The organism is Actinomadura sediminis (assembly GCF_042675525.1).
GTDB lineage: Bacteria > Actinomycetota > Actinomycetes > Streptosporangiales > Streptosporangiaceae > Spirillospora > Spirillospora sediminis.
Map to the genome: position 1 here is coordinate 1 of NZ_JBHTJA010000018.1, position 24,332 is coordinate 24,332.

Sequence of the window (24,332 nt, forward strand, 5' to 3'; positions counted from 1 at the left end):
GGGACGCGCACGCGCGTGCGGCGCGGCGCACCACGTCGGCGAGCGCGGCCTCGAGCACGGTCCGGCAGCGCCGCGTCCGGGCGGCCGCGCGGCGCGCCGACAGCCCCAGCGCCGCGCCGAGCCGGGCGGGCGGCAGGCCGTGCCGGAACGCCAGCAGGACGATCTCCTGATCGACCGGGTCGAGGTGGGCGAGGGAGGCGCGCAGGAGGTCGTGCAGTTCCTCGGACGGCGGCAGGTCGTCGGCGTCCGGGATCTCCGCGCCTTCCAGGAAGGGCGCGTCGGCGAACTCGCCGTCGCGTTCCCAGTGGAGGTCCTTGACGCGTCCGCGCCGGATGCAGCGGCGGCGCACCGCGCCGTACAGCCAGGACCCGAGGTGGAGGTGGTCGCGCATCCGGGGGGCGCGGCGGGCGGCGTCGATGAAGGTGTCGTGGACGATCCGCGCCGCGGCCCTCCCATCCCCCAGCATCGACAATGCGTAGTCGTAAATGCGCTCGCCGTATTCGTCGTAGACAGCGGCGAGGGCCGACTCGTCGCCCTCGTTCAGCCCTTTGACCAGCTTCCGGTCGGGCGCGTCAGCGGACGGGGACAACCTCGGCATTCAAGCTCCCGGCACCGGCATGGGAGTCCGTCCCCAAGGGGGTCGTCCGGACAATCGGCCCACCTTGCATACACCCGACGACCCCCGGAAGGCCACATGATCCCCGAAATCGCCATTAACCATGACCTTAGGGTGACCGGTCACGTCCCTGCGTGATCACGCGGACCCTGACTGGACGTCAGAATGCCGTTCACGGTTCGTCGTGCCGGTCCGGCCGCTGGGGCGGGATGCCGGGGAAGTCGTCGCCGAGGGCGTCGTCGTCGCGGAGCCGCGCCACGGCCCGCGAGACGGTGCTCTTGACCGTCCCCACGCTGACGCCGAGCACCTCCGCGATCTCCGCTTCGGACATGTCCTCGTAATAGCGGAGCATCACGGCGAGACGCTGCCGCTCGGGCAGCCGGCGGAGGGCGCGGCCGAGGGCGTCCCGCATATCGCTCCGGCGCGTGTGATCGTCCACGGGCCGGTCCGGAAGTTCGTCGGTGGGGTAAATGTCGAGTTTGCGCCTCCGCCACCAGGAGATCTGCGTATTCACCATGGCCCGCCGGACATATCCGTCGATCGCCGCGCGATCCTGAATGCGGTCCCATGCCAGGTACGTCTTGGCGAGGGCGGCCTGGAGGAGATCCTCGGCCTCGGCACGGTCGCTGGTCAGCCGCATGGCGGCACGGAGCAGTGCCGGCCCGCGCTCCGCCACGTAGTCGCGGAACTCCTCATGCCGTGTCCTGCCCAACTCACCACCGCACCAGGGGTCGCGGAGCCGCCCGGCCGCCTTTCCGGATCTTGGACCGTGCGCACTCCCGGTACAGTTGACGATCGCACGAAGATCGTAATTCCGGGCCTACATAAAGCACATATTCGGGTCAACCAGTGCAGAATCTTCAACCCAGGTAGATCAGACGTCCCCCACCGTGCGACTTATCGCGACAAATCCGTCGACAGGCATGTCGGCACACGTGAACCTTGACTCGCTGTCCTAACAACAGCGCCCCCGCCGGCCCGGTCCCGACAGCCGTGCCTCCACCGACGACGACGCCGGAGCGCCGACGCATGCCGCCACGTCACCGCCGCGCAGCGAGCCGCCGCCACCGCAAGGCCCCCCTCGGCGGCCCCGCACGCCCGGCCGTCCCGGACCCGGGCGTCCCGCCCGCGGAGCCGTCGTCCTCCGGCCCCTTCGCGTCGTTCCGCGGCCCCGCGCGCCGCCTCGTCCCCGTCCAGGTCCAGATCCGGCGGGCGACCGGCCGTCCCGACGCCGACCCCACGCCCCCCGCCGGGAAGGCGGAAGCGCCCGAACCGGCGATCGCGCAGACCGAAACGAGCACGAAGCCCGGGCCGGCCGGGACGGAGCCGACCGCCGGAACGAACCCGACCGCCGGAACGGACCCGACCGGACAGGCGACCGCGGCACCTTCACCCGCCGGGACGGAGCACGTCGGCGAGGCGGGCGCGCAGGCCGGGCCGCGCGCGTCCGAACGGGCGAAGCCGGCCGAACGGGCGAAGCCTCGTTCCGAGGGCGGGGACGGCGGCGGGAAGCCGGGCGCGCCGACGTGGGGCGTCCGGGCGGGGACGATCGTGGACGCGACGGCGCGGACGATCGTGCTCGATGTCGCGGGGACGTCCGTCCGGTTCGGGGTGGACGAGGACGTGCGCGTCTGGCGCGGCGGCCGCGGGACCGCGGGGGCGCTGCGGCCGGGGCGGCGGGCGATCGTGCGGGTGGGCGGCGGCGCGCCGGGGGCCGACGGGTTCCGGGCCGACCGGATCTGGGTCGACATCGAGCGCGTCGCCGGCACGATCACGGCGTGCGGGCGGGACACCGTGGAGGTGGACATGGGGCCCCACCGCGGGCGCGCCCGTGTGGTGATCCCCCCGCACGCCCTCGGCGCGGTGCAGGTCAGGCACCCGCGGATGCAACCGGGCTACCTGTTCGATGTGATCTGCGTGGACTCGCCGGACGGGCCGCTGGCGGTGCGGCCGGGCACGTCCCAGCCGGGGTACCGGGTGTCGGACCTGGCGGCGCCGGAGCCCGCGGCGCCCGTCCCGGGAACGCTGCACGGGACCGTGACGTGGTTCGGCGGGCTGGCCGCTCCGGCGGGGGCGGCGTATCCGGCGGTCGATCCGGAGGGGCTCGCCGGGGGGTGCGCGGACGCGCCCGCGCCGTGCGTCGCGATGCCGTACCTGTCGCTGGGCAGCGAGATCGTGGTGCGGAACGAGTGCGGCGGCCGGGAACGGTCCGTGCCGGTGGCCGAGTGCGGGTGCGTCGCGGCGCGGTTCTGCGACCGGTGCACCGAGTGCGGGGCGTCGCCGCGCGGCCGGATCGCGGAGCTGACGCCCGCGGCGTTCGTCGGGCTCGGCGGCGAGCTGGACGCGGGCTGCTTCAACGCGACGGTGCGTCCGGTGCTCGGCGGGAGGGCGGCGCGATGGTGACGGCGGCGCAGAACGCGCAGGTCCTGCTGCTGGCGGCGGTGCTGCTCGCGGCGTGCGCGGCGAAGCTGGCGTTCCGGGAGCCGGTGCCGTCGGCGCCCGACCACGTGCACGGGGTGCCGGTCCCGGCGGGCGCGGCGCGGGTGACGGCGCTGCGGTACAGCCGCCGGACGACCGTGTGCCTGGGGGTGGGCGAGGGCGTCCTCGGGGTGGCGCTGCTGGTGTCGTCGCACCTGTCGGTGCGGCTGGCGACGACGGTGGCGTTCGCGGCGGCGACGTGGGTGGTCGGCGAGCTGCGGGTGCGGCGGCCGGACGCCGGGTGCGGCTGCTTCGGCGGGCTCAGCGGGAAGCGGGTGGGGCGGCGCAGCGTGGCGCGGGCGGTGCTGCTCACGGTGGCGGCGGTCACCGCGCTGGGGGCGCCGCACACCGGGCTGGACGCCCTGCGCGACGGGCACGTGCTGATCGGCGCGGTGTTCGCGGTGGAGCTGGCGCTGTTCGCGGCGCTGTCGCCGGAGCTGACGGCCCTGCTGGGGCGGCGGCGCCTGCCGGGGGCGCGTCCGGTGACGCCGTGCGAGCGGCGGCGGAGCCCCCTGGCGGAGACGTACGCGACGCTGCACGCCAGCCCCGAGTGGGCGGCGCACGAGGACGCGGTGACGAGCGCCGTGCCGCTGGACGTCTGGCGCGAGGGCTGCTGGCGGTTCCTGGCATACCCGGCCCGCCTGGACGGGCGGGACGTGCGGCTCGTGTTCGCGGTGTCGACCGCGGAACGCGATCGGGTGGTGCGGCCCGCCCGCGTGCAGGCCGAACCACGGCTGTCTGCGGCTCTCTAGCCCCGTATCGGGGCAGCCCGATAAAGCCCTAGAGAATCATCGCGATGGTTCTCTAGGGCTTTCTACGTTCGCCCGTAGATACGCTTATAGATCGATGCGAAGGAAAATCTAGCCTTCTCTAGCGCTCCGGCTAGAGAACCGAATAATTCTCACGAAGGACGATGCGGCTCTCTAGCGGTCTATGGGCCGGACGCTAGAGAACCCTAGAAAGCGGAACGGGTGCCTTGTCAGCCGGGCTGGGAGCGGAGGAACGTGCCGAAGTGCGGCACGGTGAACGCGATCATGCCGCGTTCGGCGCTGTAGATCAGGCCCTTCTTGATGAGGCCGTCGCGGGCGGGCGACAGGCTGGACGGCTTGCGGCCGAGCTCCTCGGCGACCGCGGCGGTCGGAACGGGGTCGTCGCCGAGCATCGCCATCGCGCGCATGTAGTCGCGTTCGGCGGGCGTGGCCCGCTCGTAGCGGCTGCCGAAGAACCCGACGGCGAGCTCGCTCTCGGCCTCGGGCGCGGCGACCTTGATGTCGTCGGCGGTGATCGGGGAGCCGGGCGCGACGTCCCACACGACCTTCGCGTACGCCTGCACGAAGTACGGGTAGCCGTCGGCCGCGCCGTACAGGGCGTCCAGGGCGTCCTGGGTGAAGGTGACCTCCTCGCGCTCGGCGGGCGCGAGCAGCGCGTGGTCGGCGGACTCGCGGTCGAGCCGGTCGATGCGGGCGTACCGGAACAGCCGCTCGCTGTAGGACTTGCTCGCCGACAGGACGGCCGGGAGGTGCGGCAGCCCGGCGCCCACCACGATCAGCGGGCCGCCGACCTGCGACAGCTCGTGGCAGGCGGCGCACAGCGCGGACACGTCGTCGGCGGGGACGTCCTGCATCTCGTCGACGAACAGGGCGATGCCCGCGCCGACGTCGGTCGCGACGGACGCGGCGTCCACGAACAGCTCGGTGAGGTCGATCTCGAGGTCGCCGGAGTCGGCGCGGCCTCGCGCGGCGGGCACGTCGATGCCGGGCTGCCAGCGGTGCGCCCGCGCCTTCGACGCGCCGGACGGCTCCTCGCCGGCCTGCGCGAACGCCTTGAGCACGCCGAGGAAGGCGTCGATGCGGTCGGGCGCGCGGTGCCGGGGCGCGAGCTCCCGGACGGCGCGGTGCAGCGCCGACGCGACCGGGCGGCGGATCGACTGGTCGGGCCGGGCCTCGATCTTGCCCGTCCCCCACAGCCGCTGGATCGCCATCGAGCGGAACGCGTTGAGCAGCACGGTCTTGCCGACGCCGCGCAGCCCGGTCACGATCATGCTGCGTTCGGGGCGGCCGCGGGCCACCCGTTCGAGCACGACCTCGAACTGCCGCAGCTCGCGGTCGCGGCCGGCCAGCTCGGGGGGACGCTGCCCGGCGCCGGGGGCGTAGGGATTGCGCACGGGGTCCACGCTCTCGGACTCTATGAGGCGGTATAGCTGCGGCCGTAGATTTGCGTAGAAACCGCTGCGGCGTGTCGCGGGCCGCCGCCGGTGGCACGCGGTCCCCGCCGCCGGTGCCGCCGTCCCCTCGCGGATCGCCGTCGTCGCCATGTCGCCTCCCCGGGCGGGCGCGTTCGCGGGCTGGATTCGGAACCGTCGAACCTCTGTTCGACTCGTTCGAACACAGTAGCGCACGCGCCCGCCGCCGTCACACGAACCCGGCGGGTTCGCGGCGGGTTCACGCGAGGGACTCGTCGGCCTCCGACCGGTGCGGGACCTTTTCCGCCGGGATCGTCCCCATGCGTCCGGCCTGGAAGTCCTCGAACGCCTGCACGATCTCGTCCCGGGTGTTCATCACGAACGGCCCGTACCGCGCGACGGGCTCGCGGATCGGCAGCCCGCCCAGCACGAGGATCTCCCAGCCGTGCGCGCTCGCCTGCGGCTGCGCGTCGGCGGCCCGCAGGACCAGCCCGTCGCCCGTCCCCTTGTGGTGGGAGCCGCCGAGGACGGCGAGCCGCCCCTCGTCCAGCGCGACCTCCTCCACGCCGACCGTCCCGCGCCCGGACAGCACGTACACCATCGCGTTGAAGTCGCGCGGCCACGGCAGCGCCAGCCGGGCGCCCGGCGCGACGGTCGCGTGCAGGTAGTTGATCGGCGTGTAGGTGACGCCCGGCCCGTCGTGCCCGGCGAGCGACCCGGCGATGACGCGGACGAGCGACGACCCGTCGTCCGCGGCGAGCAGCTTCACGTCGCGCGCCTCGATGTCCTGGTAGCGCGGCGCGACCCACTTCTGCGCGCGCGGCAGGTTCACCCAGAGCTGCACGCCGTGGAACAGCCCGCCCCGGGAGACGAGTTCGGGCGGCGGCTGCTCGATGTGCTGGATGCCGGACGCGGCGGTCATCCACTGCGTGGCGCCGTCGGTGATGAGGCCGCCGCCGCCCGTGGTGTCCTGGTGCTGGAACGCCCCGTCGATGATGTAGGTGACGGTCTCGAAACCTCGGTGCGGGTGCCAGGGGGTGCCCTTCGCCTCGCCCGGGCCGTACTCGACGGCGCCCATGTGGTCCAGCAGCAGGAACGGGTCGGCGAGCGACAGGTCGATGCCCGGGAACGGGCGCCTGACCTGGAAGCCCTCGCCCTCGACGTGCTTCTTCGCGGTGACGACCTTGGCGACCCGCCGCCAGTCGGTGCCGCCCTCGGGCAGCCGGGGCAGGCGCGGCAGGGTCAGCGGGTTCGCGGTCACGGCGGGCATGGTGTCTCCCCTCGGTCGGCGCCCGGCCGGCGGCCGGACGTTCCGTCCCGCACAACCTAGTTGATGGTTCAACTATTTCCGGTTCGGGGTACCGTCTTCCAAGGAAGCCGTACCGGGGACATTAATTGAACGTTCAATCTGTGTTCTATACTGGTGCGTATGAGCGAACCGCGCTGGCTCGACGCCGCACAGCAGCGCGACTGGCGTGCCTACGTGGACGGCAGCGTCCGGCTGAGCGACATCATGGACCGCGACCTCAAGGCCAAGCACGGCCTGTCGGTGTCGGAGTACGAGATCCTCGTCCGCCTGTCCGAGGCGCCCGAGCGGCGGCTCCGCATGGCCGAACTCGCCGAGAACGCCAGCCAGTCGCGCAGCCGCCTCTCCCACACCTGCGCCCGGCTGGAGTCGAAGGGCCTCGTCGAGCGCGACAACTGCCCGAGCGACAAGCGCGGCGTCTTCGCGAACCTCACCGACGAGGGCCTCGCCGCGCTCGAACGGGCCGCGCGCGACCACGTCGAGACCGTCCGCGAGTACTTCATCGACATCATCGAGCCCGAAGACCTGGAGGCCGTGGGACGCGCCTTCAGCGCCGTCCTCAAGCGGCTGGAGGCCGGGCCCGGGCGCCCCTAGCGGGGCCCGGAACGGTCCGGAGCGGTCCGGAGCGGCCTACAGCGGCGCGGTGAGGCCGGTGAGCAGGCCGACCGAGATCAGGCTGAGGAACACCCAGCCGAACATCATCCCGTAGCCGAACGTCCGCCACCGGCCGCCGACCCGCCACACCAGCAGCCCGCCCAGCCCGAACGCGAACACCAGCAGCGCGACGAACTGCGGCAGGACGTTCGGACGGTCCGACGACATCAGCGGCGCGTACATCATCACGAGATCGACGAAGAGGAACGCGCCGCAGCCTCCGGCGAGCGCGGACACGTCCCGTCCGACGAACGCGCGGGCGCGCTCGACGAACGCCTCCGCCCGCTCCGTGCGGATCCGCGGCCCCGGCGTCCGGTCGACGTCCACCTGCTGCGCGACCGCGAAGATCTCGTCCTCGAGCGACGCGCCGTCGCGCTCCCGCTCCTCCGGATCCGCCATACCGGCTCCCTGGCCCGAGGTCGCCGGGTGCCCCGCCCGGCCCTGGAATGGGTGCGGCGCCCGTCCTGCCCGGCCCCGTTCTCCGGCGGGCGGCCCCACCGGAACCGTAGCGAATCCCGGGGTGACGCGCAGGGCACGCCGCGTGTCATTCTGGAGTCATGCCAGGTAGCAGGCTTGCGAAGAGCGCGGCGGCCGCCGCCGCGCTGCTCATGCTGGGGGCCGCGGCCGCGTGCGGCGGCGACGGGGACACCGAGGGCACCGCCCCGGCGACCCCGCCGACCGCGACGGGGACGGGGGGCTCGCCGACGGCGGCGCCGACGAACATGGAATTCCGCGCGGAGGTCAAGGAGGTGACCGCGCGGGACCTGCCGCACTCGTGGCGGGAGGGCTGCCCGGTGCCGCCCGGCGACCTCCGGATGATCGAGATGACGTACTGGGGGTTCGACGACCGCCCGCACACCGGCGGACGGCTCGTGGTGAACGAGAGCGCCGCCGACGACCTCGTGTCCGTCTTCCGGAAGCTGTACCAGATGCGGTACCCGATCGACCGCATGGAGCCCGTCGACAAGTACGAGGGCAGCGACTTCGACTCCATCGAGGCCAACAACACGTCGGCGTTCAACTGCCGCCAGGCGACCGGGTCGGGCTCGTGGTCGCAGCACGCCTACGGCCTCGCCGTGGACATCAACCCGTGCCAGAACCCGTACGTCAGCGCCGACGGCTCGATCGCGCACCCCGACTGCGTCAAGTACCGGAACCGCGATCTCGACGAGCCGGGCATGATCCATGCCGGCGACGACGTCGTCGACGCGTTCGCGGACATCGGCTGGGGCTGGGGCGGGACCTGGACGGGCGCGAAGGACTACCAGCACTTCAGCTCGAACGGCCGCTGACCGGCGCGGACGCGCCCGCCCGGGCGACGGGGGCTACATCAGCACGAACGCGACCGCGGCGATCGCGATGACGACCACGACCGCGGCGATGCCGAAGACGAGGCCCTGGTTCATGCCCGGCGCCTTCGCCGGCTGCTGCGGCGCCTGGCCGGCGAAGTTCTGGAACTGGTGCGTCGTGCCCGCGGGATCGTTCGGTGTCTGCGACATGCGGACGAGCGTAACGGATCACTGACGGGCCTTCACGGACAAATCGCCCGCGCGTGGTGGCGGAGAGTGTGGGATTCGAACCCACGAGGACTGTCCCCAGCCCTGGGCGCTTTCAAGGCGCCTGCACTAGTCCACTATGCGAACTCTCCCGGCGACCCATGCAGGTCGGTGCCCACGATAGCGTCCGCGCGCCGGTGGCTTCGACCGCATTCCCGGATCCGTGCGGGCGCCCGCCGGACGTCCGCGCCCGTCAGGCGTCCGGGACGCGGTACCCGGGGATGGACGGCCAGCGCACGGTCAGCACGACGGACTCCTCCTCCGCGCACCACGAGTGGTCGACGCCGCGCCCCCACACCACGTAGTCGCCCTGCTCGCACAGGACGACGTCCCGGCCGGGGAACTCGAGGCGGAACCGCCCGCTGATCAGCACCAGCAGCGCGGTGCGCTTCTCCCCGTCCGTCCAGGCCGCGCGGCGCTCCCCCCTCGGGTGGACGCCCCACTTGATCTCGACGTCGTCGCTGTGCCGGAGGTCGCCCGCGGGCTTGAAGTGGCCGAGCAGCCAGCCGCGGTCGCCGGCCGCGTCCACCGCGGCCTTCCCGACGTACACCCCGTCGCCGCCCGCGTCCCGTTCCCCGCCGCCCCGTTCGTCCACGTCCATGTCCGCGTCCACGTCGGGAAACTCTACGCCGTCACGGCGCGCCGGGCCCGGATCAGCCCTGGGGGGCGTCGCGGTCGGGGCGGCGGAACGCGAAGCCGTCGCCGACGACGGCCGCGAGATTGAGGTACGCCTCGCGGGTCGGCGGCGCGAGCTGCTCCAGCTCGACCTCCGCGCCCTCCTCCAGGTGGTCGTCGTACGGGATCCGGACGACCGCGCGGCAGCGGCTCTCGAAGTGCGCCTGGAGCTTGTCGAGGTCGACCTGGCTGCGGGTGCGGTTGCGGACCATCGACAGCACGACGACGCCGTTGCGGACCAGGTGCCCGTGGTCGTGCGCCTCCAGCCAGTCGAGGGTCGCGCTCGCGGACCGGGCGCCGTCCACCGACGGGGAGCTGACCAGGACGAGCTGGTCGGCGAGGCTCAGCACGCCCGCCATCGCGGAGTGCAGCAGCCCGGTCCCGCAGTCGGTGATGCAGATCGAGTAGAACTGCTCCAGGATCACGGCGACGGCGGCGTAGTCCTCGGCGCTGAACGCCTCGCTGACGGCCGGGTCGCGGTCGGACGCGAGGACCTCGAGCCGGGCCTGGTTCTGCGACGTGAACGCGCGCACGTCCGCGTACCGGTGGATGTTGTCGCGGTTGTTCAGCAGGTCGCGGACCGTCGCGGCCGTCTCCAGCCTGACCTTGTCCGACAGCGTGCCGCGGTCGGGGTTGGCGTCCACCGCGATGACGGTGTCGCCGCGCAGCGAGCCCAGCATCGAGCCGAGCCCGGTGGTCGTGGTCGTCTTGCCGACGCCGCCCTTCAGCGACATCACCGCCACCCGGTGGTGCCCGCCCGCGACCTGGGTGCGGGCGCGGGCGATGAGGTCCTTGCGGCGCAGCTCCCCCTGGGACTCGCCCAGGTGGAGGTTGCCGCCGCTGGCCTTGTAGACGGCGCGGCGCCACCCGGACGACGGCGCGATGCGGCGCTCGCCGAGCAGGTTCTCGGAGCTGAGGCTGTCGGCACCGCCCGGGTCGGACTCCTGCGGTTGCTGGGGCTGGGGGTAGCCCGCCGGGTAGGCGTACCCCTGCAGCGGACGGCCCGTGTTCGGGTCGATCGGCGCGTACGGCTGCCCGGTGTTCGGGTCCACCTGCGGGTACGGCTGCCCCGTGTTCGGATCGACCGGCTGGTACGGCTGCCCCGTGTTCGGGTCCACCTGCGGGTACGGCCGGCCCGTGTTCGGGTCGACGGGCTGGTACGGCTGCGCGGCGGCCGCGTTCGGGTCGTACGGCTGGCCGGTGTTGGGGTCGACCTGCGGATACGGCGGCGGGGTCGCGGGGCCGGGCTGGTACGGCTGGCCGGTGTTCGGGTCGACCTGCGGATACGGCGGCGGCGTCGCGGGACCGGGCTGGTACGGCTGCCCGGTGTTCGGGTCGACCGGCTGGTACGGCTGGGACGCCGCGACGTTCGGGTCCTGCTGGGAGAACTGCCCGATCTCCCAGGGCTGCTGCGCCTGGAACTGCTGCGGCTGCTGCCCGGCCGGGTCGAGCGGCGGAAGCTGCGACGGGTCGTACCCCGGGTAGCCGACGGCACCCGGGTACGGCGGCGGCAGCATCCCGCCCTCGAACGGCTGCGGCATCGGCCCGCCGTCGTACTGGCCGGGCTCGTACTGCGGGGGCTCGTACTGCGCGGGCTCGTACTGGCCGGGCTGCTGGGGCTGCTGGGGCTGCTGGGGATCGCCGTAGCCGGGGAAACCGGGCGGCACGGGGCCGTCCGCCTGCGTCTCCTGCGGCGGGGCACCGGCCGCCGGGGGCTCCTGGACGGGCGGCTCCTGGACGGCCGGGGGCGCCGCGAGCCACGGGTTGCCGACGGGCTCGGGCGGCGGCGCGCCGCCCTGCGGCGCCTGCCCGGGGGCCTGCCCGGCCGCGTCGTCCGGCTGCTGCCCGGGGGTCTCGGGCGCCGAGCCCGACGGCCGCCCCGCCGCGTCATCGTTCATCGCGTCCAGAGAGGCCAGCCGCTCCTCGAGGGAGCGCCCGTCGTGCTCGTTCCTTGCCACCGTTTCTCCCCTCGGCACCCTCTGACGAACAATCCGGAGCAGGGTGGGCATAGACCCCCGGAACAGCGTACCCGCGCGTCATTACCACGCATCCCTGTGTTACTTGCGGCACCCTCGCTTCAGGCCCGGGACGGCCTGCCTTCGACGGCCGCCGCGTGCGGTCACTGAACCGGACCGCCCGGTTCGCCGCCCCGGCTCCGGCCTCCGGACGCGAGCGCGATGCTTCGGCCCCGCCCTGGTCCGGGGCCCGGCCGCGGCCCGCTCCGGCCGATGGCCGCCTGCTCGCGTGATGGCCGCGCGGCCCCAGCGGATAACGTGAACGCATGCGTGCGATCGTGATCCGCGAGCCCGGCGACCCGGACGTCCTGGAGTGGACGACCGTGCCGGAACCGGCGGCGGGACCGGGCGAAGTACTGATCGACGTAGCGGCGAGCGCGGTCAACCGCGCCGACGTCATGCAGCGGCTCGGGTTCTACCCGCCGCCCGAGGGCGCGCCGCCCTACCCGGGCCTGGAGGTGTCGGGACGGGTCGCCGAGGTCGGCGACGGGGTCGCGTGGCCGCGCGTCGGCGACGAGGTGTGCGCGCTGCTCGCCGGCGGCGGGTACGCGGAGCGGGTGGCGGTGCCCGCCGGGCAGGTCCTGCCGCTCCCGGACGGCGTCGACCTCGTGGACGCGGCGGGCCTGCCGGAGGTCGCGTCCACCGTGTGGTCGAACGTCTTCATGCTGGGCGGCCTGCGGGCCGGGGAGACGCTGCTCGCGCACGGCGGCGGCAGCGGCATCGGGACGTTCGCGATCCAGCTCGCGAAGGCGCGCGGCGCGCGGGTCGTCTGCACGGTGGGCAGCGCGGAGAAGGCGGAGCGGTGCCGCGCACTCGGCGCGGACGTCGCCGTGAACTACCGCACCGAGGACTTCGTCGACGCCGGCCCCTACGACGTGATCCTCGACCTGATCGGCGCCAAGTACCTGGCCCGGAACGTGGACGCGCTCGCGGTCGGCGGCCGCCTTATGATCATCGGTCTGCAGGGCGGGACGAAGGCCGAGCTGGACATCGGCACGCTGCTGCGCAAGCGCGCGATGGTGCACCCGACGTCGCTGCGGTCGCGTCCCGTCCGGGAGAAGGCGGAGATCGTCGCGGGCGTGCGGGAGAACGTGTGGCCGCTGATCGCGTCCGGGGACGTCCGTCCGGTGGTCGACCGGCTGGTCCCCATGGCGGACGCGGCGCGCGCGCACGAACTGCTCGAACAGAGCGGACACGTCGGCAAGATCCTGCTGACCGTGTGAGGATGAGGGGATATGAGCGAGCCTTCAAAGAACGAGTCCGAACAGGAGCCTCAGGTTCTCGTGGTGGGCCCCGGCGGCATCGCCATGGAGGGCGGTGACCCGGATAAGGGCGACAAGTCGGTCGCCGAGATGGTCGAGCAGCCCGCGAAGGTCATGCGGATCGGCGGGATGATCCGCCAGTTGCTCGACGAGGTGAAGGCCGCACCGCTGGACGAGGCGAGCCGCGCGCGGCTCCGCGAGATCCACAAGTCGTCCATCAAGGAGCTGGAGGACGGCCTGGCACCCGAGCTCGTCGAGGAACTGGAGCGGCTCTCGCTCCCGTTCACCGAGGGGCACGTGCCGAGCGAGGCCGAGCTGCGGATCGCGCAGGCCCAGCTCGTCGGCTGGCTGGAGGGCCTCTTCCACGGCATCCAGACCACCCTGTTCGCCCAGCAGATGGCGGCGCGCGCGCAGCTCGAACAGATGCGCCGCGCCCTCCCCGCCGGGATGGTTCCCCCCACGGAAGAAGAACAGAAGCAGCACGGCACGCGCCACGCGTCCGGCCCCTACCTGTAGAGCGCTTCACGTCCGGGCCGCACCCGCCCAGGGTGCGGCCCGGACGTCTTTACGGAAACACGCGTCTTTACGGGAAGAGGCGCTCGAGCACCTGCGCGACGCCGTCGTCGTCGTTGCGGGCCGTCCGGTGCGTGACGGCCGCCAGCACCATCGGGTGCCCGTTCGCCACCCCGTACGACGTCCCCGCCCAGCCCAGCATCGGCAGATCGTTCGGCATGTCCCCGAACGCGACCACGTCGGCCGCGTCCACCCCGCGCTCCGCGCAGAACTCCGCGAGCGCCGTCGCCTTCGTGACCCCGAGCGCGCTCATCTCCAGCAGCCCCCGGCCCGACGAGTGCGTCACCGTCACCAGGTCGCCGACCGCCTGCCCCGCCTTCTCCGCGAGCACGTCCGGGTCGGCGTCCGGATGGAACGCCAGCAGCTTCGTGCCCGGACGCGCCACCAGCTCCGCGTCGTCGACGAACCGGCCGCCGAGCGCCTCCGCGTCCCAGCGGCCCAGGCTGTAGCGGGAGTCGAACACGAACCCCGTCGGGTACTCGACCGCGAACCGCAGCTCCGGGGCGACCCCCCGCAGCCGGTCGATCGCCTCCGCGAGCACGTCCGTCCCGATCTCGTGCGCGCGCAGCACGGTCTCCGTGTGCAGGTCGTACAGGACGGCCCCGTTCGCGCAGATCGCGACGCCGTGATGCCCGACCGCCGCGGCGATCTCGGTCATCCAGCGCGGCGGCCGCCCGGTCACCATGACGAGCAGCGCCCCGGCGCGCTCGACGCGGGCGAGCGCGTCGACCGTGCGGGCCGAGATCCTCCCGTCGGACCGGACGATCGTGCCGTCGAGGTCGGTGGCGATAACGCGGGGCGCAGGCTTGGTCATGTCACCTTCCAGTGCAGCTGAATCACACCTTAGGTGACCGCACAACCCACATGTCCGTCGAGTGGCCCCTTACCCCGTTCGTCCCCCCCGCACCGCGGCCCGGGACGGACGCCCCGGGCCGCGCGCGCCGGCACCGTTCAGCGGGCGACGGGCTCCAGCACGTCCGTCCCGAGGAACCGCCGCAGCGCCTCGGGCACCCGCACCGAACCGTCCGCACGCTGATGGTTCTCCAGGATCGCGACCATCCACCGCGTCGTCGCGAGCGTCCCGTTCAGCGTCGCGACCGGCTGGTTCCTGCCGTCCGCGTCCTTGTGCCGGACCGACAGCCGCCGCGCCTGGAACTGCGTGCAGTTCGACGTCGACGTGACCTCCCGGTACGTCCCCTGCGACGGCACCCACGCCTCGCAGTCGTACTTGCGGGCCGCGCTCGCGCCGAGGTCGCCCGCCGCCACGTCGATCACCCGGTACGGGATCTCCACCTTGGCGAGCATCTCCTTCTCCCACTCCAGCAGCCGCAGATGCTCCTCGTGGGCATCGGCCGGGTCGCAGTAGGAGAACATCTCGATCTTGTCGAACTGGTGCACCCGGATGATGCCGCGGGTGTCCTTGCCGTACGAGCCCGCCTCCCGCCGGAAGCACGACGACCACGCCGCGTACCGCCGCGGCAGCGCGTCGACGATCTCGTTCATGTGGTACGCCGCGAGCGGCACCTCCGAGGTGCCCACCAGGTACAGGTCGTCCTCTTCCAGGTGGTACACCTCGGCGGCGTGGGCGCCGAGGAACCCGGTGCCCTCCATCGCGTCCGGCTTCACCAGCACCGGCGGGTACATCGGGACGAACCCGTTCGACACCGCCTGCTCCATCGCGAGGTTCAGCAGCGCGTACTGCAGCCGCGCCCCCACGCCCGTCAGGTAGTAGAACCGCGCGCCCGACACCTTCGCGCCGCGCTCCATGTCGATCGCACCGAGCGCCTCGCCGAGCTCCAGGTGGTCCTTCGGCGCGAAGTCGAACTCCGTGGGCGTCCCGACGTGCTCCAGGAGGACGAAGTCCTCCTCGCCGCCCGGCGGGACGCCGTCCTCCACGACGTTCGGGACCGCCTTCAGCAGCGCGTCCAGCTCCTCGCCGAGCCGGTCGGCCTCGCCCTCGGCCTCCTTCACCTGCTGCGCCAGCTCCTTCGCGCGCGCCAGCAGCCGCTCCCGCTCGTCCCCGCTCGCCCGGGACACCGACTTGCCGAAACTCTTCTGCTCCGCCCGCAGCGTCTCGAAGGACGTCAAGGCGGAACGCCGCCTCCCGTCCAGGTCGAGCAGCCGATCGACGACGCCGTCATCCTCCCCGCGCGCGCGCTGCGACGCACGCAGCCGCTCGGGGTCCTCTCGAAGAGCTCGCAGGTCAATCACAACAGCGAGGCTATCGCCCCCGCGCCGCGCACCGGATCGTTTTTCAGGCCGCGCCGCTCGCCAGCAACGCGTGCGCCGGCAGCGCCACGCCCCCGTCCCGCTCCGGATACCGCGCCACGACCTCGTCGTACTCGGCCTTGATCCGCGCGACCGTCGCCGCGTCCTGCCGCCCCACCACCACGCCGTTGCTGCCGACCCGCGCCAGCGCGCCCAGCTCCCACCACTCGTCCGGATCGACGACGTGCTCCCACGTCACCTCTTCCACCGCGACGTTCGCGAACCCGGCCCCGGCGACCAGCCGCCGGAACGCCGCGGGCTCCCCGTGCTCCATGAACGGCGGCACCGGCACGTCCTCCGGCCACGGCACCCCCGCCCGGTCGATCGCCTCCCGCACCAGCCCCAGCGCCCCCGAACCCGGCATCGCCCAGCAGCTCACCGCCAGCCGCCCGCCCGGCCGCAGCACCCGCCGCAGCCGCACCAGCGCCGCCCCCGGGTCCCCCACATGGTTGATCACGAAGTTCCCGACGACCGCGTCGAACGACCCGTCCGCGAACGGCACGTCCGGCAGCACCGCCACCCGCACGTCCGCCTCCGGCACGTTCCGCCGCGCCGCCTCCGCCATCCCCGCGTCGGCGTCGACCGCCGTCACCGCCGCCCCCCGCCCGACCGCCGCGGCCGACACGATCCCCGGGCCCGTCCCGACGTCCAGCGTCCGCGTCCCGTCCGCGACCCCCGCCGCCTCCAGCAGGGGCCCCACCAGGTACGCCGTCAGCCGGGCGAACCCCCGCTCGTACGCGGACACCCGCCCGGCCCACAACTCACGCTCATAAGCATCGAAGTCCACCCGCGCAGTCTCCCACCCGAACGAACCCCGACGCCTTCACTGCACGTCCACGCGCACCACGGACGAGTTCGACCTCAGGTGGCCGTCGTCGCCCCAGAACCACGCCGTCCAACTCCCGTCCTGGTCGGCGGCGAACTCCTTCGCGAAACGCCCGTCGTGCCCCGTCTCGACCACCGCCATCTGCTTCCACTCGGTCGAGCCGGACGGCAGGAAGTACAGGCGGACGGGCTTGCCCGGAGCGAACGTCGGCGCGCTCCCGTCCACGGACCGGCGAAGCAGCCCGCTGACCGTGACCATTCCGCCCTTCTTCACGGTGCCCGGTGAAGCCCCGAAGTCCTGGATCTGCGTTTTGTACGTGCCGATCAAGTCCACGTACGCGATGGGGGCGTTCGACGCCAGGTACTCGAGGTCCTCCCAGTGCACCGCGGTCCAGTAGCCGTCACGGTCCGACGTGAACGTCTCCTCGAACTCGCCGTACCTGTCCGTGTCCGTGATACCCATGTACTCCCAGGTCGATGACCCCAAGGGCATGAAGTAGAACCAGACGGGGAGTCCCCACGGCGGGTGCCGTCCTCGTCTCTCCGTCCCTGAACCAGACCAGATCTAATTTGCCGCCCGGTCGTCACATTTCGGGCACGGTGTGCCCAGTGGTCTCGAAACGCACGGGACGGGCCGCCGCGTTCGTCGCGGCGGCCCGTCCCGCACACGGTCACCGCACGTCTACGTAGGCGGTGGCCGAGTTGGCCTTCACGTGGTCCTTGTCGCCCCAGAACCAGGCCGTCCAATACCCGTCACGCTCGGCGGTGAACGCCTTGGCGAAAGACCCGTCGGCGCCGGTGCGGGTCATGCCGACCTGCTTCCACTCCGACGAACCCTTCGGCATGAAGTACACGTACACCTCCAGGTTCGGCGCCGGCGCAAGGGCGCCCGTGCCCTTGAACCTGCTCAGCACCCCGTTGACCGTGACCGGCTTGCCCGCCGTCACCGGCGTCGGCGAAGCGCCGAACCGCGAGAACTTCGTCTCGAAGTCCGGCCTGATGTCCACCCAGCTGACCGGGGCGTTGGTCCGGAGGAACTCGTCGTCGCCCCAGAACCACACGGTCCAGCCGCCGTCCCGGTGCTCGGTGAACCGTCCGGTGAAGGCGCCGTCCGCGTCAGTGGTGACCGTCCCCCGGTACTCCCACGTCGACTCGCCCTCGGGCTGGAAGTACACGTGGACGGGACGCGAACTCACCGGCCCGGCGTCGCCTCCGGCGTTCCGCACCCGTCCGCCGAGAGTGACGACTCCGTCGGCGGTGGATTCCGCGGTGACGTGCGCGACCGTCCTGTCACGCACGTCCACGTGCTCGGCCACGCTCACGGTCGCGGCATGATCGGCGCTCCCGGCGGAACGCACCCTCCATTGGAGGTCCCGGTCCGCCCCGGCGCGCAACGAGAAGGACCCGTCTTCGGCCGTCACTCCCGTGGCCGCCACGTGCCAGAACAGTTCCTTCTCGCTCGCGCTTTCCAGGTAGACCCGCTCGCCTTCGATCGGAGCGTCACCGTTGAGGAGACGCCCCGTGGCGACGACCGTGTCCTCGCCCGTCGACGGCGTGTCCTGCTGGACGGAGGCACTGAAGGCAGAGATCTCCGGCGCTCCCGTCACCGTCAGCCGTCCGGCCGTGGCCAAACTTGTCGCCAGGAAGGACGTGTCCTCGGTCCGAACCACCACAGGCCCGGACGCCTGTGCGGTGAAGGTGAAGGCGAACGTCCCGTCCTCGGCCGAATCCACGCCACCGACCCGGGTCTCGGCATCGGTGCTGTAAGCGGTGTACCCGGAGACGGTCATGTTGCCCACGGGCTCGAACCCGCCGGCGCCTTCCCGGCGTACGACGCCCTCGACCGTGACCTCGGCGCCCGCCTCGACCGGCTGGGGGGTCACGATCGACGCGGAGATCTCCGTGGCCTTCTGGGAGAAGTCTCCGTCAGGGGCATCGCCGACAAGCTGGCACACCGCCTGCCCCGCCGACACGTAGATCCGGGTGGCCGTCGAAGGGATCGAGAGCGTGAAGGATCCGTCCGCGGCCGTCGTGGCCGAGGCGTCCCCGATACCCCGGACGGTGATCCCCTCGGGCGCGGGTTCGGGTTCCGCCCCTCGAACCTTCTGAACCAGAAGGCGTCCCTGGACCACGATGCCCCGCTCGTCGGGGTCCACGATCGCGGGGGACGTCTTCAGGTCGGCGAACCGTCCCTCGTAGCAGCTGTCGGCACGGGCGCTGCGCGTCAGCGTCGCACCGTCCGCCGTCGTCACCGTCACGTCGAACACGATGAAGCCAGGGTGGGCCTCGATGTCGACCTCGTACTCGGCCTTCCAGGTCCCGTCGTTCACGGTGCCGTCGACGAGGGTGAACGGCAGCGATCCGATGGTCGCGTCCACATCGGGCAACCGCCTGTGACGCAGGACCGCCTCGACGTTCGTGACGCCGCTCTCGGACTTGGCTTTGAGGGTGACCGTGGCGGTGCGGTCGGGTGAGAGGTTGTCGAACTCGACGGACAGGCTCACGTCGGTGGCGTCCGCGTGGGCCGTTCCGGGGATGAGGAGGGCCGACGCCGCCATGATGAGGGCGACGAGGACGGCCGAGAGTTTCGTTCTGCGCAAGGGCGACCTTTCCACTGGCGGCTGGCTCAGTGGGGGACGCCCGCTAGGCGATCTTGGTTGACCTCGGGTGAATCACGTTCGGGTCACGGGGTGGGCGGGGTGGGCGGGGTGCCGCCGATGGAGGTGAGCCAGGCGGCGGCCTCGGTGTAGTCGTCGTCGTGGGTGCCGCGGCGGATCTCGGGACGGACGCGGTCGGCGCGGGGGTACGAGCCGACGTAGCGGACGTCGGCGCAGATGCGGCGCAGGCCCATCAGGGCCTCGCCGACGCGGGCGTCGCGGACGTGGCCCTCGAAGTCCATCCAGAAGAGGTAGGAGCCGAGGCCCGCGCCGGTGGGGCGGGACTGGATGAGCGTCAGGTTGATGCCGCGCACGGAGAACTCGGTGAGGATCTCCAGGAGGGCGCCGGGGTGGTCCTCGCCGATGAACGCGACGACCGTCGTGCGGTCGGTGCCGGTGGGCTCGGGCGGGGCGCAGGGGCGGCGCAGGACGATGAAGCGCGTGACGGCGTCGGCGACGTCGTGGATGTCTTCGGCGAGGACGGTCAGGCCGTAGCGGGCCGCGGCGAACGAGCCGGCGAGCGCGGCGTCGTAGTGGCCGTCGGCGACGCGCTGGGCGGCCTCGGCGTTCGACGTCGCCGCGTGCCATTCGGCGTGCGGGACGTGGTCGGCGAGCCAGCGGCGGCACTGGGGCTGGGCGATGGGGTGCGAGGCGACGGACTTGATGTCCTCGATCGCGGTGCCCGGACGGACGAGCAGCGCGAACGTCACGGGCAGGTGGATCTCGCCGACGATCTGCAGGGGCTCGCCGGTGGCGAGTTCGTCGAGGGTGGTGGGGACCGAGCCCTCGACGGAGTTCTCCAGCGCGACGACCGCGGTGTCGGCGTCGCCGCGGCGCAGGGCGTCCAGGACGGCCGGGACGGTCGCGTACGGGACCTGCTCGGCGTCGGCGGCGCCCGGGACCCGCAGGAGCGCCGCCTCGGTGAACGTGCCGCGCGGACCCAGGAAGGCGTAGCGTTCCGGCCTGGCGTCTGCGGTCACGGGGTCCCCCGACGGTGGTGTGGAAGCGCACGCCTGACATCGGCGTGGCGAGAGGGACGATTCTACTTGCCGTCAGATGCGGGTGGGGGCGGCCTCGTCGCCGAAGTCGGCGAGGGGGTCGTCCATGGAGACGACGGGTCCCTTGCCGAGGCGGGCGGCGCGCAGGGCCTGGTTCTCCTCGGGGGAGAGCCGCTCGACGGGCTGCCCCGCCTGGACGGCCTTGGCGTAGGTGCGCGTCTCGGTGCGCCCGTTGATGGAGCTGATGACGACGCCGTCGCCGACGGCGTTGAGGAGCGCGAGGGAGAAGGAGCGCCGTCCCGTCATCTCCTTGAGGGCGTCGTAGTGCACGATGGCGAGGTCGCGCAGGGCGCACTCGTCCACCGTGCCGCCCGCTACCTGGAGCTGACGCCGCAGCATGTGCCCGCATTCGTCGACGACCTGATTCACCCGGTTGTGGGCCACCACCGCGATGGACAGGCCCACGACTCCGGCGACCAGGCCGGCGACGGCCACCGTGACCAACATCACGGGGCGAGCGTACCCACCTCCGCCCGCTTCCGCGAAGGATCCCGAGGGTGATCGTCGCGTAGCGCTCGGTCGACGAGCCAGCGACCGAGGAGGAAGACGGACGCGATGGCCGCCAGACCGAAGAGATCCTGGATCAATCGGCCGAAGAATTCCGCGATATATCCGTGTTCGGGGCCGATCATCCGGGCCCCCCACCACGGCAGCGGCCACAGGAAGTAGAACCACGTCGCCGCGCCGAAAAGACATCTTCGCGTGTCTCGCCCATCGCCCACCAGAGCCCCGATGACCGGGATCATCCAGACGAAGTGGTGAATCCACCCGACCGGGGACAGAAGGACGGACAGGAGGCCGGTGATCGAGACGCCCGCGAGCAGCAGGCCGTAGGACGCCGGACGGTCCGCGGCCGGGAGGTGGTCGGTCCCCTCGAACGTCCGCGACGGCGCCCCGCCGAGCGCGTCGGCGGCGCGGGTCGCGCGGTGCGCGAGCCTGAACCCGACGTACGCGACGGCCAGCCAGAGGACGCCCCACACCGCGGTCTGCAGCGCCCCGTCCGGGAGGGCCCGCGCGACGATGCCGTTGATCGCCTGGTTCGTCGTCCCGTCGATCGCGCCCGTCCGGTCGCCGCCCTGCAGCAGCGCGCCGAACCAGTAGTCGACCGAGTCGGACGGCAGCAGCATGAACCCGAACAGCGTCGCCCCGACCGCCGTCATGACCGCGTTGCCCGCGGCGCGGAACCGTCCGGTGATCAGGAAGTAGACGAGGAAGACGCCCGGCACCAGCTTGATCGCGACGGCGAGGCCGACGAGGACGCCGCGCGGCCAGCGCGGCGAGCGGCTGCAGCAGTCGGCCAGGCACATCGCGAGCAGGAACAACCCGACCTGCCCGAACCGGACCTGGTCCCGGTCCGGCAGGATCCATGCCGCCGCCCCGACGAGCGCCCCGGTCGCGAGGGGCGCCCAGCGGCCCGTCCGCCGGATGAGGTCGCGGAACGAGTACCGGACGACGAGCACGAGCGCCGCGTAGATGAGCGCCGTCCAGACGATCTGGGCCGCGCCCCACGGCAGCAGCGTGAACGGCACGGCGAGCACGGCGGCGAACGGCGGGTAGGTGAACGGGAGGAACTGCGGCGGCTGCGTGAGCACCTCGTACAGCGGGGCGCCCCGCAGGATCGCCCGTCCGCCCTCGCGGTAGACCTCGAGGTCGACGAGCCGCTGGTCGGGCGGGTTGGTGAGCCAGTGCGAGACGATCGGCGCCACCGCGGCCGCGGCGACGGCGAACCCGGCCAGCACGATCAGCAGGTCCGCCCACCTGCCGCCCGCCGCCCGAGATCCCTTGGCCCACACCCTGGTGAGTCTATTTATCCGCGTGCCCCCCGGCGTCGGGCGGTGGGACGCCTTCCCGCGGGACGGGATCGTTCGTCGGGTACCGGGCGTTCGCGTAGCCTGACCCGCATGGTTCAGCGGGGGACGAGGGCAGGGGTCTTGCTTGCGGCCCTCGCTGCGGTGGTCTGCGGGCTGTCGGTCCTGTTCGCTCCCCCGGCGGCGGCCGAACCCGGGGGACGCGTGGTCGTCATCGGCGTTCCGGGGCTGCTGTGGAGCGACGTCGACCGGGAGAACACGCCCGCGCTGTGGAGCCTGGTCGAGGACGGTTCGAGCGCGGCGTTGAGCGTGCGGACGACGCGGCGGCTGACGTGCCCGTCGGACGGGTGGCTGACGGTGTCGGCGGGGCAGCGGGCGCGGCTGCCGAACGGGGACTGCGCGCCGCCCGCGGCGCCCGTCCCGTCCGGTGACGGGGCGGTCGCGCCGGGCTGGCCCGCGATCGTGCGGGACAACGCGGGGACCGGGTACCGCGCGAAGGTGGGGCTGCTCGGGGACGCGGTGCACGCGGCCGGGGGCTGCACGCTGGCGGTGGGGCCGGGCGCGGTGTTCGGGCTCGCCGACGGGAGCGGGCGCGTGGACCGGTACGCCGCCACGCCGGAAGAGGTGAACCCCGCGGACTGGGCGGCGTGCCCGATCGCGGGGGTGTCGGTGGACGACGTGTTCCGCGCGCACGCGGACGGCGGGACGGACGCGGACGGCGGGACGGACGCGGACGGTGCGGCGGACGAGCGGGCCGCGGCGGCGGCCGCGGCGGACCGCCGGGTCGCGCGGGTGCTGTCGAGCGTCCCGGACGGGACGACCGTGCTGGTCGCGGGCCTCGCGGACGCGAGCGCGGACCCGCACCTGCACGTGGCGGTCGCGAAGGGCGAGGGGTTCGGCGGCGGGTACCTGACGTCGGGTGCGACGCGGCAGCAGGGGCTCGTGACGCTCACGGACCTGACGGCGACCGCGCTGCAGGAGCTCGGCCTGGACCGGCCGGACGCCGCGGTGGGGTCGGCGTGGCAGGGCGAGCCGACGGACGATTCGGCGGTCGAGCGGGTCGAGGCGCTGGACGACGACGATGTGGCGGCGCAGGGGATCAGCGCCGTGCAGACGTCCTTTTACTGGGTGCTGTTCGCGGCGCAGCTCGTCGCGTACGGCGCGGCGGCGCTGGCGCTGCGGAGGCTGGGCGGCGACCGGCGGTCGCGGGCGCGGATCCTCGGCGGGACGCGGGTGATCGCGCTGTTCGGCGGCGCGGTGCCGGCGGCGACGTTCCTGACCGGGCTGCTGCCGTGGTGGCGGGCGTCGAACCCGACGGTGATGCTCGTCCTGACGGTGCTGGGGTTCGGTGCGCTGCTGACGGGCGTCGCGCTGGCGGGGCCGTGGCGCAAGTCGGTGTTCCTGCCGGGGCTGGTGATCACGGCGGTGACGGCGCTGGTGCTGGCGCTCGACGTGATGACCGGGTCGAACCTCCAGCTGAACACGTTGATGGGGTACACGGCGCTGGTGGCCGGACGGTTCTACGGGTTCGGCAACCAGGCGTTCGCGCTGTTCGCGGTCGCGGCGATCCTGACGGCGGCGTGGCTGACGGAGTTCCCGCTGCGGCGGGGGCGGAAGGCGGTCGCGGTCGCGGTCGTGGCGGTCATCGGGGTCGTCGCGGTCGCGGTGGACGGGCTGCCGGCGTGGGGCAGCGACTTCGGCGGGGTGCTGGCGATGGTGCCGGCGTTCGCGATGCTCGGGATGCTGGTGACGGGCCGGCGGGTGTCGCCGGTGAGGCTGGCGGCGTTCTGCGTCGCGGGCGCGGTGGTGGTGCTCGGCATCTCGTACTGGAACGCGCAGAGCGCCAACCCCACGCATCTGGGGCGGTTCTGGCAGGACCTCGTGGCCGGTGAGGCGTGGAGCGTCGTCGTCCGCAAGTTCAACGCGATGATCGGGAGCCTCGGGTACTGGCCGTACACGGTGGCGCTGATCGCGGCGGTGGTCTTCCTGTTCTTCGTGCTGGCGCGGCCGACCCGGTGGCGGGTGTCGCTGCTGGGGCGGGCCTACGAGCACAGCCGCACGATGCGCCCGGCGGTGATCAGCGCGCTGGCGGTGGGGCTGATCGGCATGCTGGTGAACGACTCGGGCGTGGTGATCCTGTCGGTGGCGTTCAGCCTCGCGACGCCGCTGATGCTCGCGGCGGGACTGCGGTCGCTGGAGATCGACCTGAACGCAGGCACAGAAACACCAGGGCGAGCAGGACCGCGAGCAGAGTCCACGGAACGACCGTCGGCCGGACGGTCGTGAACAGCCACGACAGATCGTCCGGCATCCTTGCGAGCTTCGGCGCGCGCGCGGGCAGGTAGGCGAGGCTGAGCACGGTGGTGTGGGCGAGCAGGATCCAGTCGATGCGCGTCCAC

General features: G+C 72.8%; 23 protein-coding genes and 1 tRNA gene. 7 read left to right on the plus strand and 17 right to left on the minus strand.

Annotation, left to right across the window (positions count from 1 at the left end; genetic code table 11):
• Positions 1-598 (minus strand): RNA polymerase sigma factor (locus ACFQ11_RS12285; protein ID WP_378298379.1); only part of this gene is annotated, 598 nt, incomplete at its 3' end.
• 190 nt (positions 599-788) lie between these two features.
• The gene (locus ACFQ11_RS12290) at positions 789-1,328 is read right to left on the minus strand and encodes a SigE family RNA polymerase sigma factor (RefSeq protein ID WP_378298380.1); all 540 of its coding nucleotides are present in this window, start codon (positions 1,326-1,328) and stop codon (positions 789-791) included.
• Between the two features lie 317 nt (positions 1,329-1,645).
• Here ACFQ11_RS12290 and ACFQ11_RS12295 point away from each other — a divergent pair, with 317 nt between their 5' ends.
• On the plus strand, positions 1,646-3,019 hold the full coding sequence (locus ACFQ11_RS12295; RefSeq protein ID WP_378298381.1) for a hypothetical protein: 1,374 nt from the start codon (positions 1,646-1,648) through the stop codon (positions 3,017-3,019).
• Positions 3,013-3,846 carry a MauE/DoxX family redox-associated membrane protein gene (locus ACFQ11_RS12300; RefSeq protein ID WP_378298383.1) on the plus strand — a complete coding sequence of 278 codons (834 nt, stop codon included), beginning with the start codon at positions 3,013-3,015 and terminating at the stop codon, positions 3,844-3,846. The genes ACFQ11_RS12295 and ACFQ11_RS12300 overlap by 7 nt, the downstream gene beginning before the upstream one ends.
• Positions 3,847-4,073: 227 nt before the next feature.
• On the opposite strand, the gene ACFQ11_RS12305 is transcribed toward ACFQ11_RS12300, so the two are convergent.
• Positions 4,074-5,258, minus strand: coding sequence for an AAA family ATPase (locus ACFQ11_RS12305; RefSeq protein WP_449193558.1), 1,185 nt, complete (start codon positions 5,256-5,258; stop codon positions 4,074-4,076).
• 277 nt (positions 5,259-5,535) lie between these two features.
• Positions 5,536-6,546, minus strand: a complete 1,011-nt coding sequence (locus tag ACFQ11_RS12310) for a pirin family protein (protein WP_378298387.1) — start codon at positions 6,544-6,546, stop codon at positions 5,536-5,538.
• 159 nt (positions 6,547-6,705) lie between these two features.
• Between ACFQ11_RS12310 and ACFQ11_RS12315 the strand changes: the two genes are divergently transcribed.
• The gene (locus tag ACFQ11_RS12315) at positions 6,706-7,176 is read left to right on the plus strand and encodes a MarR family winged helix-turn-helix transcriptional regulator (RefSeq protein ID WP_378298389.1); all 471 of its coding nucleotides are present in this window, start codon (positions 6,706-6,708) and stop codon (positions 7,174-7,176) included.
• Positions 7,177-7,212: 36 nt separating this feature from the next.
• Here the strand turns inward: ACFQ11_RS12315 and ACFQ11_RS12320 are convergent, their stop codons facing one another.
• Positions 7,213-7,635, minus strand: coding sequence for a hypothetical protein (locus ACFQ11_RS12320; protein ID WP_378298391.1), 423 nt, complete (start codon positions 7,633-7,635; stop codon positions 7,213-7,215).
• 158 nt (positions 7,636-7,793) lie between these two features.
• Between ACFQ11_RS12320 and ACFQ11_RS12325 the strand changes: the two genes are divergently transcribed.
• Positions 7,794-8,528 carry a M15 family metallopeptidase gene (locus tag ACFQ11_RS12325; RefSeq protein WP_378298393.1) on the plus strand — a complete coding sequence of 245 codons (735 nt, stop codon included), beginning with the start codon at positions 7,794-7,796 and terminating at the stop codon, positions 8,526-8,528.
• Positions 8,529-8,561: 33 nt separating this feature from the next.
• On the opposite strand, the gene ACFQ11_RS12330 is transcribed toward ACFQ11_RS12325, so the two are convergent.
• From ACFQ11_RS12330 to ACFQ11_RS12345, 4 genes are all read right to left on the minus strand, one after another.
• The gene (locus ACFQ11_RS12330; RefSeq protein WP_378298395.1) at positions 8,562-8,735 is read right to left on the minus strand and encodes a hypothetical protein; all 174 of its coding nucleotides are present in this window, start codon (positions 8,733-8,735) and stop codon (positions 8,562-8,564) included.
• A 57-nt stretch (positions 8,736-8,792) separates the two neighbouring features.
• A tRNA-Ser gene (locus ACFQ11_RS12335) sits at positions 8,793-8,884 on the minus strand.
• Between the two features lie 101 nt (positions 8,885-8,985).
• Positions 8,986-9,393, minus strand: a complete 408-nt coding sequence (locus tag ACFQ11_RS12340) for a cupin domain-containing protein (protein ID WP_378298482.1) — start codon at positions 9,391-9,393, stop codon at positions 8,986-8,988.
• Between the two features lie 52 nt (positions 9,394-9,445).
• The gene (locus ACFQ11_RS12345) at positions 9,446-11,425 is read right to left on the minus strand and encodes a MinD/ParA family ATP-binding protein (RefSeq protein ID WP_378298397.1); all 1,980 of its coding nucleotides are present in this window, start codon (positions 11,423-11,425) and stop codon (positions 9,446-9,448) included.
• Positions 11,426-11,748: 323 nt separating this feature from the next.
• On the opposite strand from ACFQ11_RS12345, the gene ACFQ11_RS12350 reads away from it, so the two are divergent.
• Complete coding sequence (locus ACFQ11_RS12350; RefSeq protein ID WP_378298399.1) at positions 11,749-12,705, plus strand: NAD(P)H-quinone oxidoreductase; 957 nt, start codon at positions 11,749-11,751, stop codon at positions 12,703-12,705.
• Between the two features lie 12 nt (positions 12,706-12,717).
• Entirely contained in the window at positions 12,718-13,260 is a 543-nt protein-coding gene (locus ACFQ11_RS12355; RefSeq protein ID WP_378298401.1) for a bacterial proteasome activator family protein, read from the plus strand.
• Positions 13,261-13,327: 67 nt separating this feature from the next.
• Here ACFQ11_RS12355 and ACFQ11_RS12360 read toward each other — a convergent pair whose 3' ends face one another.
• The 8 genes from ACFQ11_RS12360 to ACFQ11_RS12395 all read right to left on the minus strand — a co-directional run bounded on the left by ACFQ11_RS12360 (position 13,328) and on the right by ACFQ11_RS12395 (position 21,918).
• Positions 13,328-14,131: an HAD family hydrolase gene (locus tag ACFQ11_RS12360; RefSeq protein WP_378298402.1), complete on the minus strand. Its 804-nt coding sequence runs from the start codon at positions 14,129-14,131 to the stop codon at positions 13,328-13,330.
• Between the two features lie 137 nt (positions 14,132-14,268).
• Positions 14,269-15,528 (minus strand): serine--tRNA ligase, encoded by a 1,260-nt coding sequence (serS, locus tag ACFQ11_RS12365; protein ID WP_378298403.1) that lies wholly within the window; start codon positions 15,526-15,528, stop codon positions 14,269-14,271.
• 43 nt (positions 15,529-15,571) lie between these two features.
• Complete coding sequence (locus ACFQ11_RS12370) at positions 15,572-16,372, minus strand: class I SAM-dependent methyltransferase (protein ID WP_378298404.1); 801 nt, start codon at positions 16,370-16,372, stop codon at positions 15,572-15,574.
• 36 nt (positions 16,373-16,408) lie between these two features.
• Positions 16,409-16,873 carry a hypothetical protein gene (locus tag ACFQ11_RS12375; protein ID WP_378298406.1) on the minus strand — a complete coding sequence of 155 codons (465 nt, stop codon included), beginning with the start codon at positions 16,871-16,873 and terminating at the stop codon, positions 16,409-16,411.
• Positions 16,874-17,081: 208 nt separating this feature from the next.
• Entirely contained in the window at positions 17,082-19,010 is a 1,929-nt protein-coding gene (locus ACFQ11_RS12380; protein ID WP_378298408.1) for a hypothetical protein, read from the minus strand.
• A gap of 83 nt (positions 19,011-19,093) precedes the next feature.
• The gene (gene pheA, locus ACFQ11_RS12385; protein WP_378298410.1) at positions 19,094-20,047 is read right to left on the minus strand and encodes a prephenate dehydratase; all 954 of its coding nucleotides are present in this window, start codon (positions 20,045-20,047) and stop codon (positions 19,094-19,096) included.
• Between the two features lie 72 nt (positions 20,048-20,119).
• Complete coding sequence (locus tag ACFQ11_RS12390; RefSeq protein WP_378298483.1) at positions 20,120-20,572, minus strand: DUF4446 family protein; 453 nt, start codon at positions 20,570-20,572, stop codon at positions 20,120-20,122.
• Positions 20,572-21,918, minus strand: coding sequence for a glycosyltransferase 87 family protein (locus ACFQ11_RS12395; protein WP_378298412.1), 1,347 nt, complete (start codon positions 21,916-21,918; stop codon positions 20,572-20,574). The genes ACFQ11_RS12390 and ACFQ11_RS12395 overlap by 1 nt, the downstream gene beginning before the upstream one ends.
• A 138-nt stretch (positions 21,919-22,056) precedes the next feature.
• Here ACFQ11_RS12395 and ACFQ11_RS12400 point away from each other — a divergent pair, with 138 nt between their 5' ends.
• Positions 22,057-24,219 carry a hypothetical protein gene (locus ACFQ11_RS12400; RefSeq protein ID WP_378298414.1) on the plus strand — a complete coding sequence of 721 codons (2,163 nt, stop codon included), beginning with the start codon at positions 22,057-22,059 and terminating at the stop codon, positions 24,217-24,219.
• The last annotated feature ends 113 nt before the right edge of the window (positions 24,220-24,332 follow it).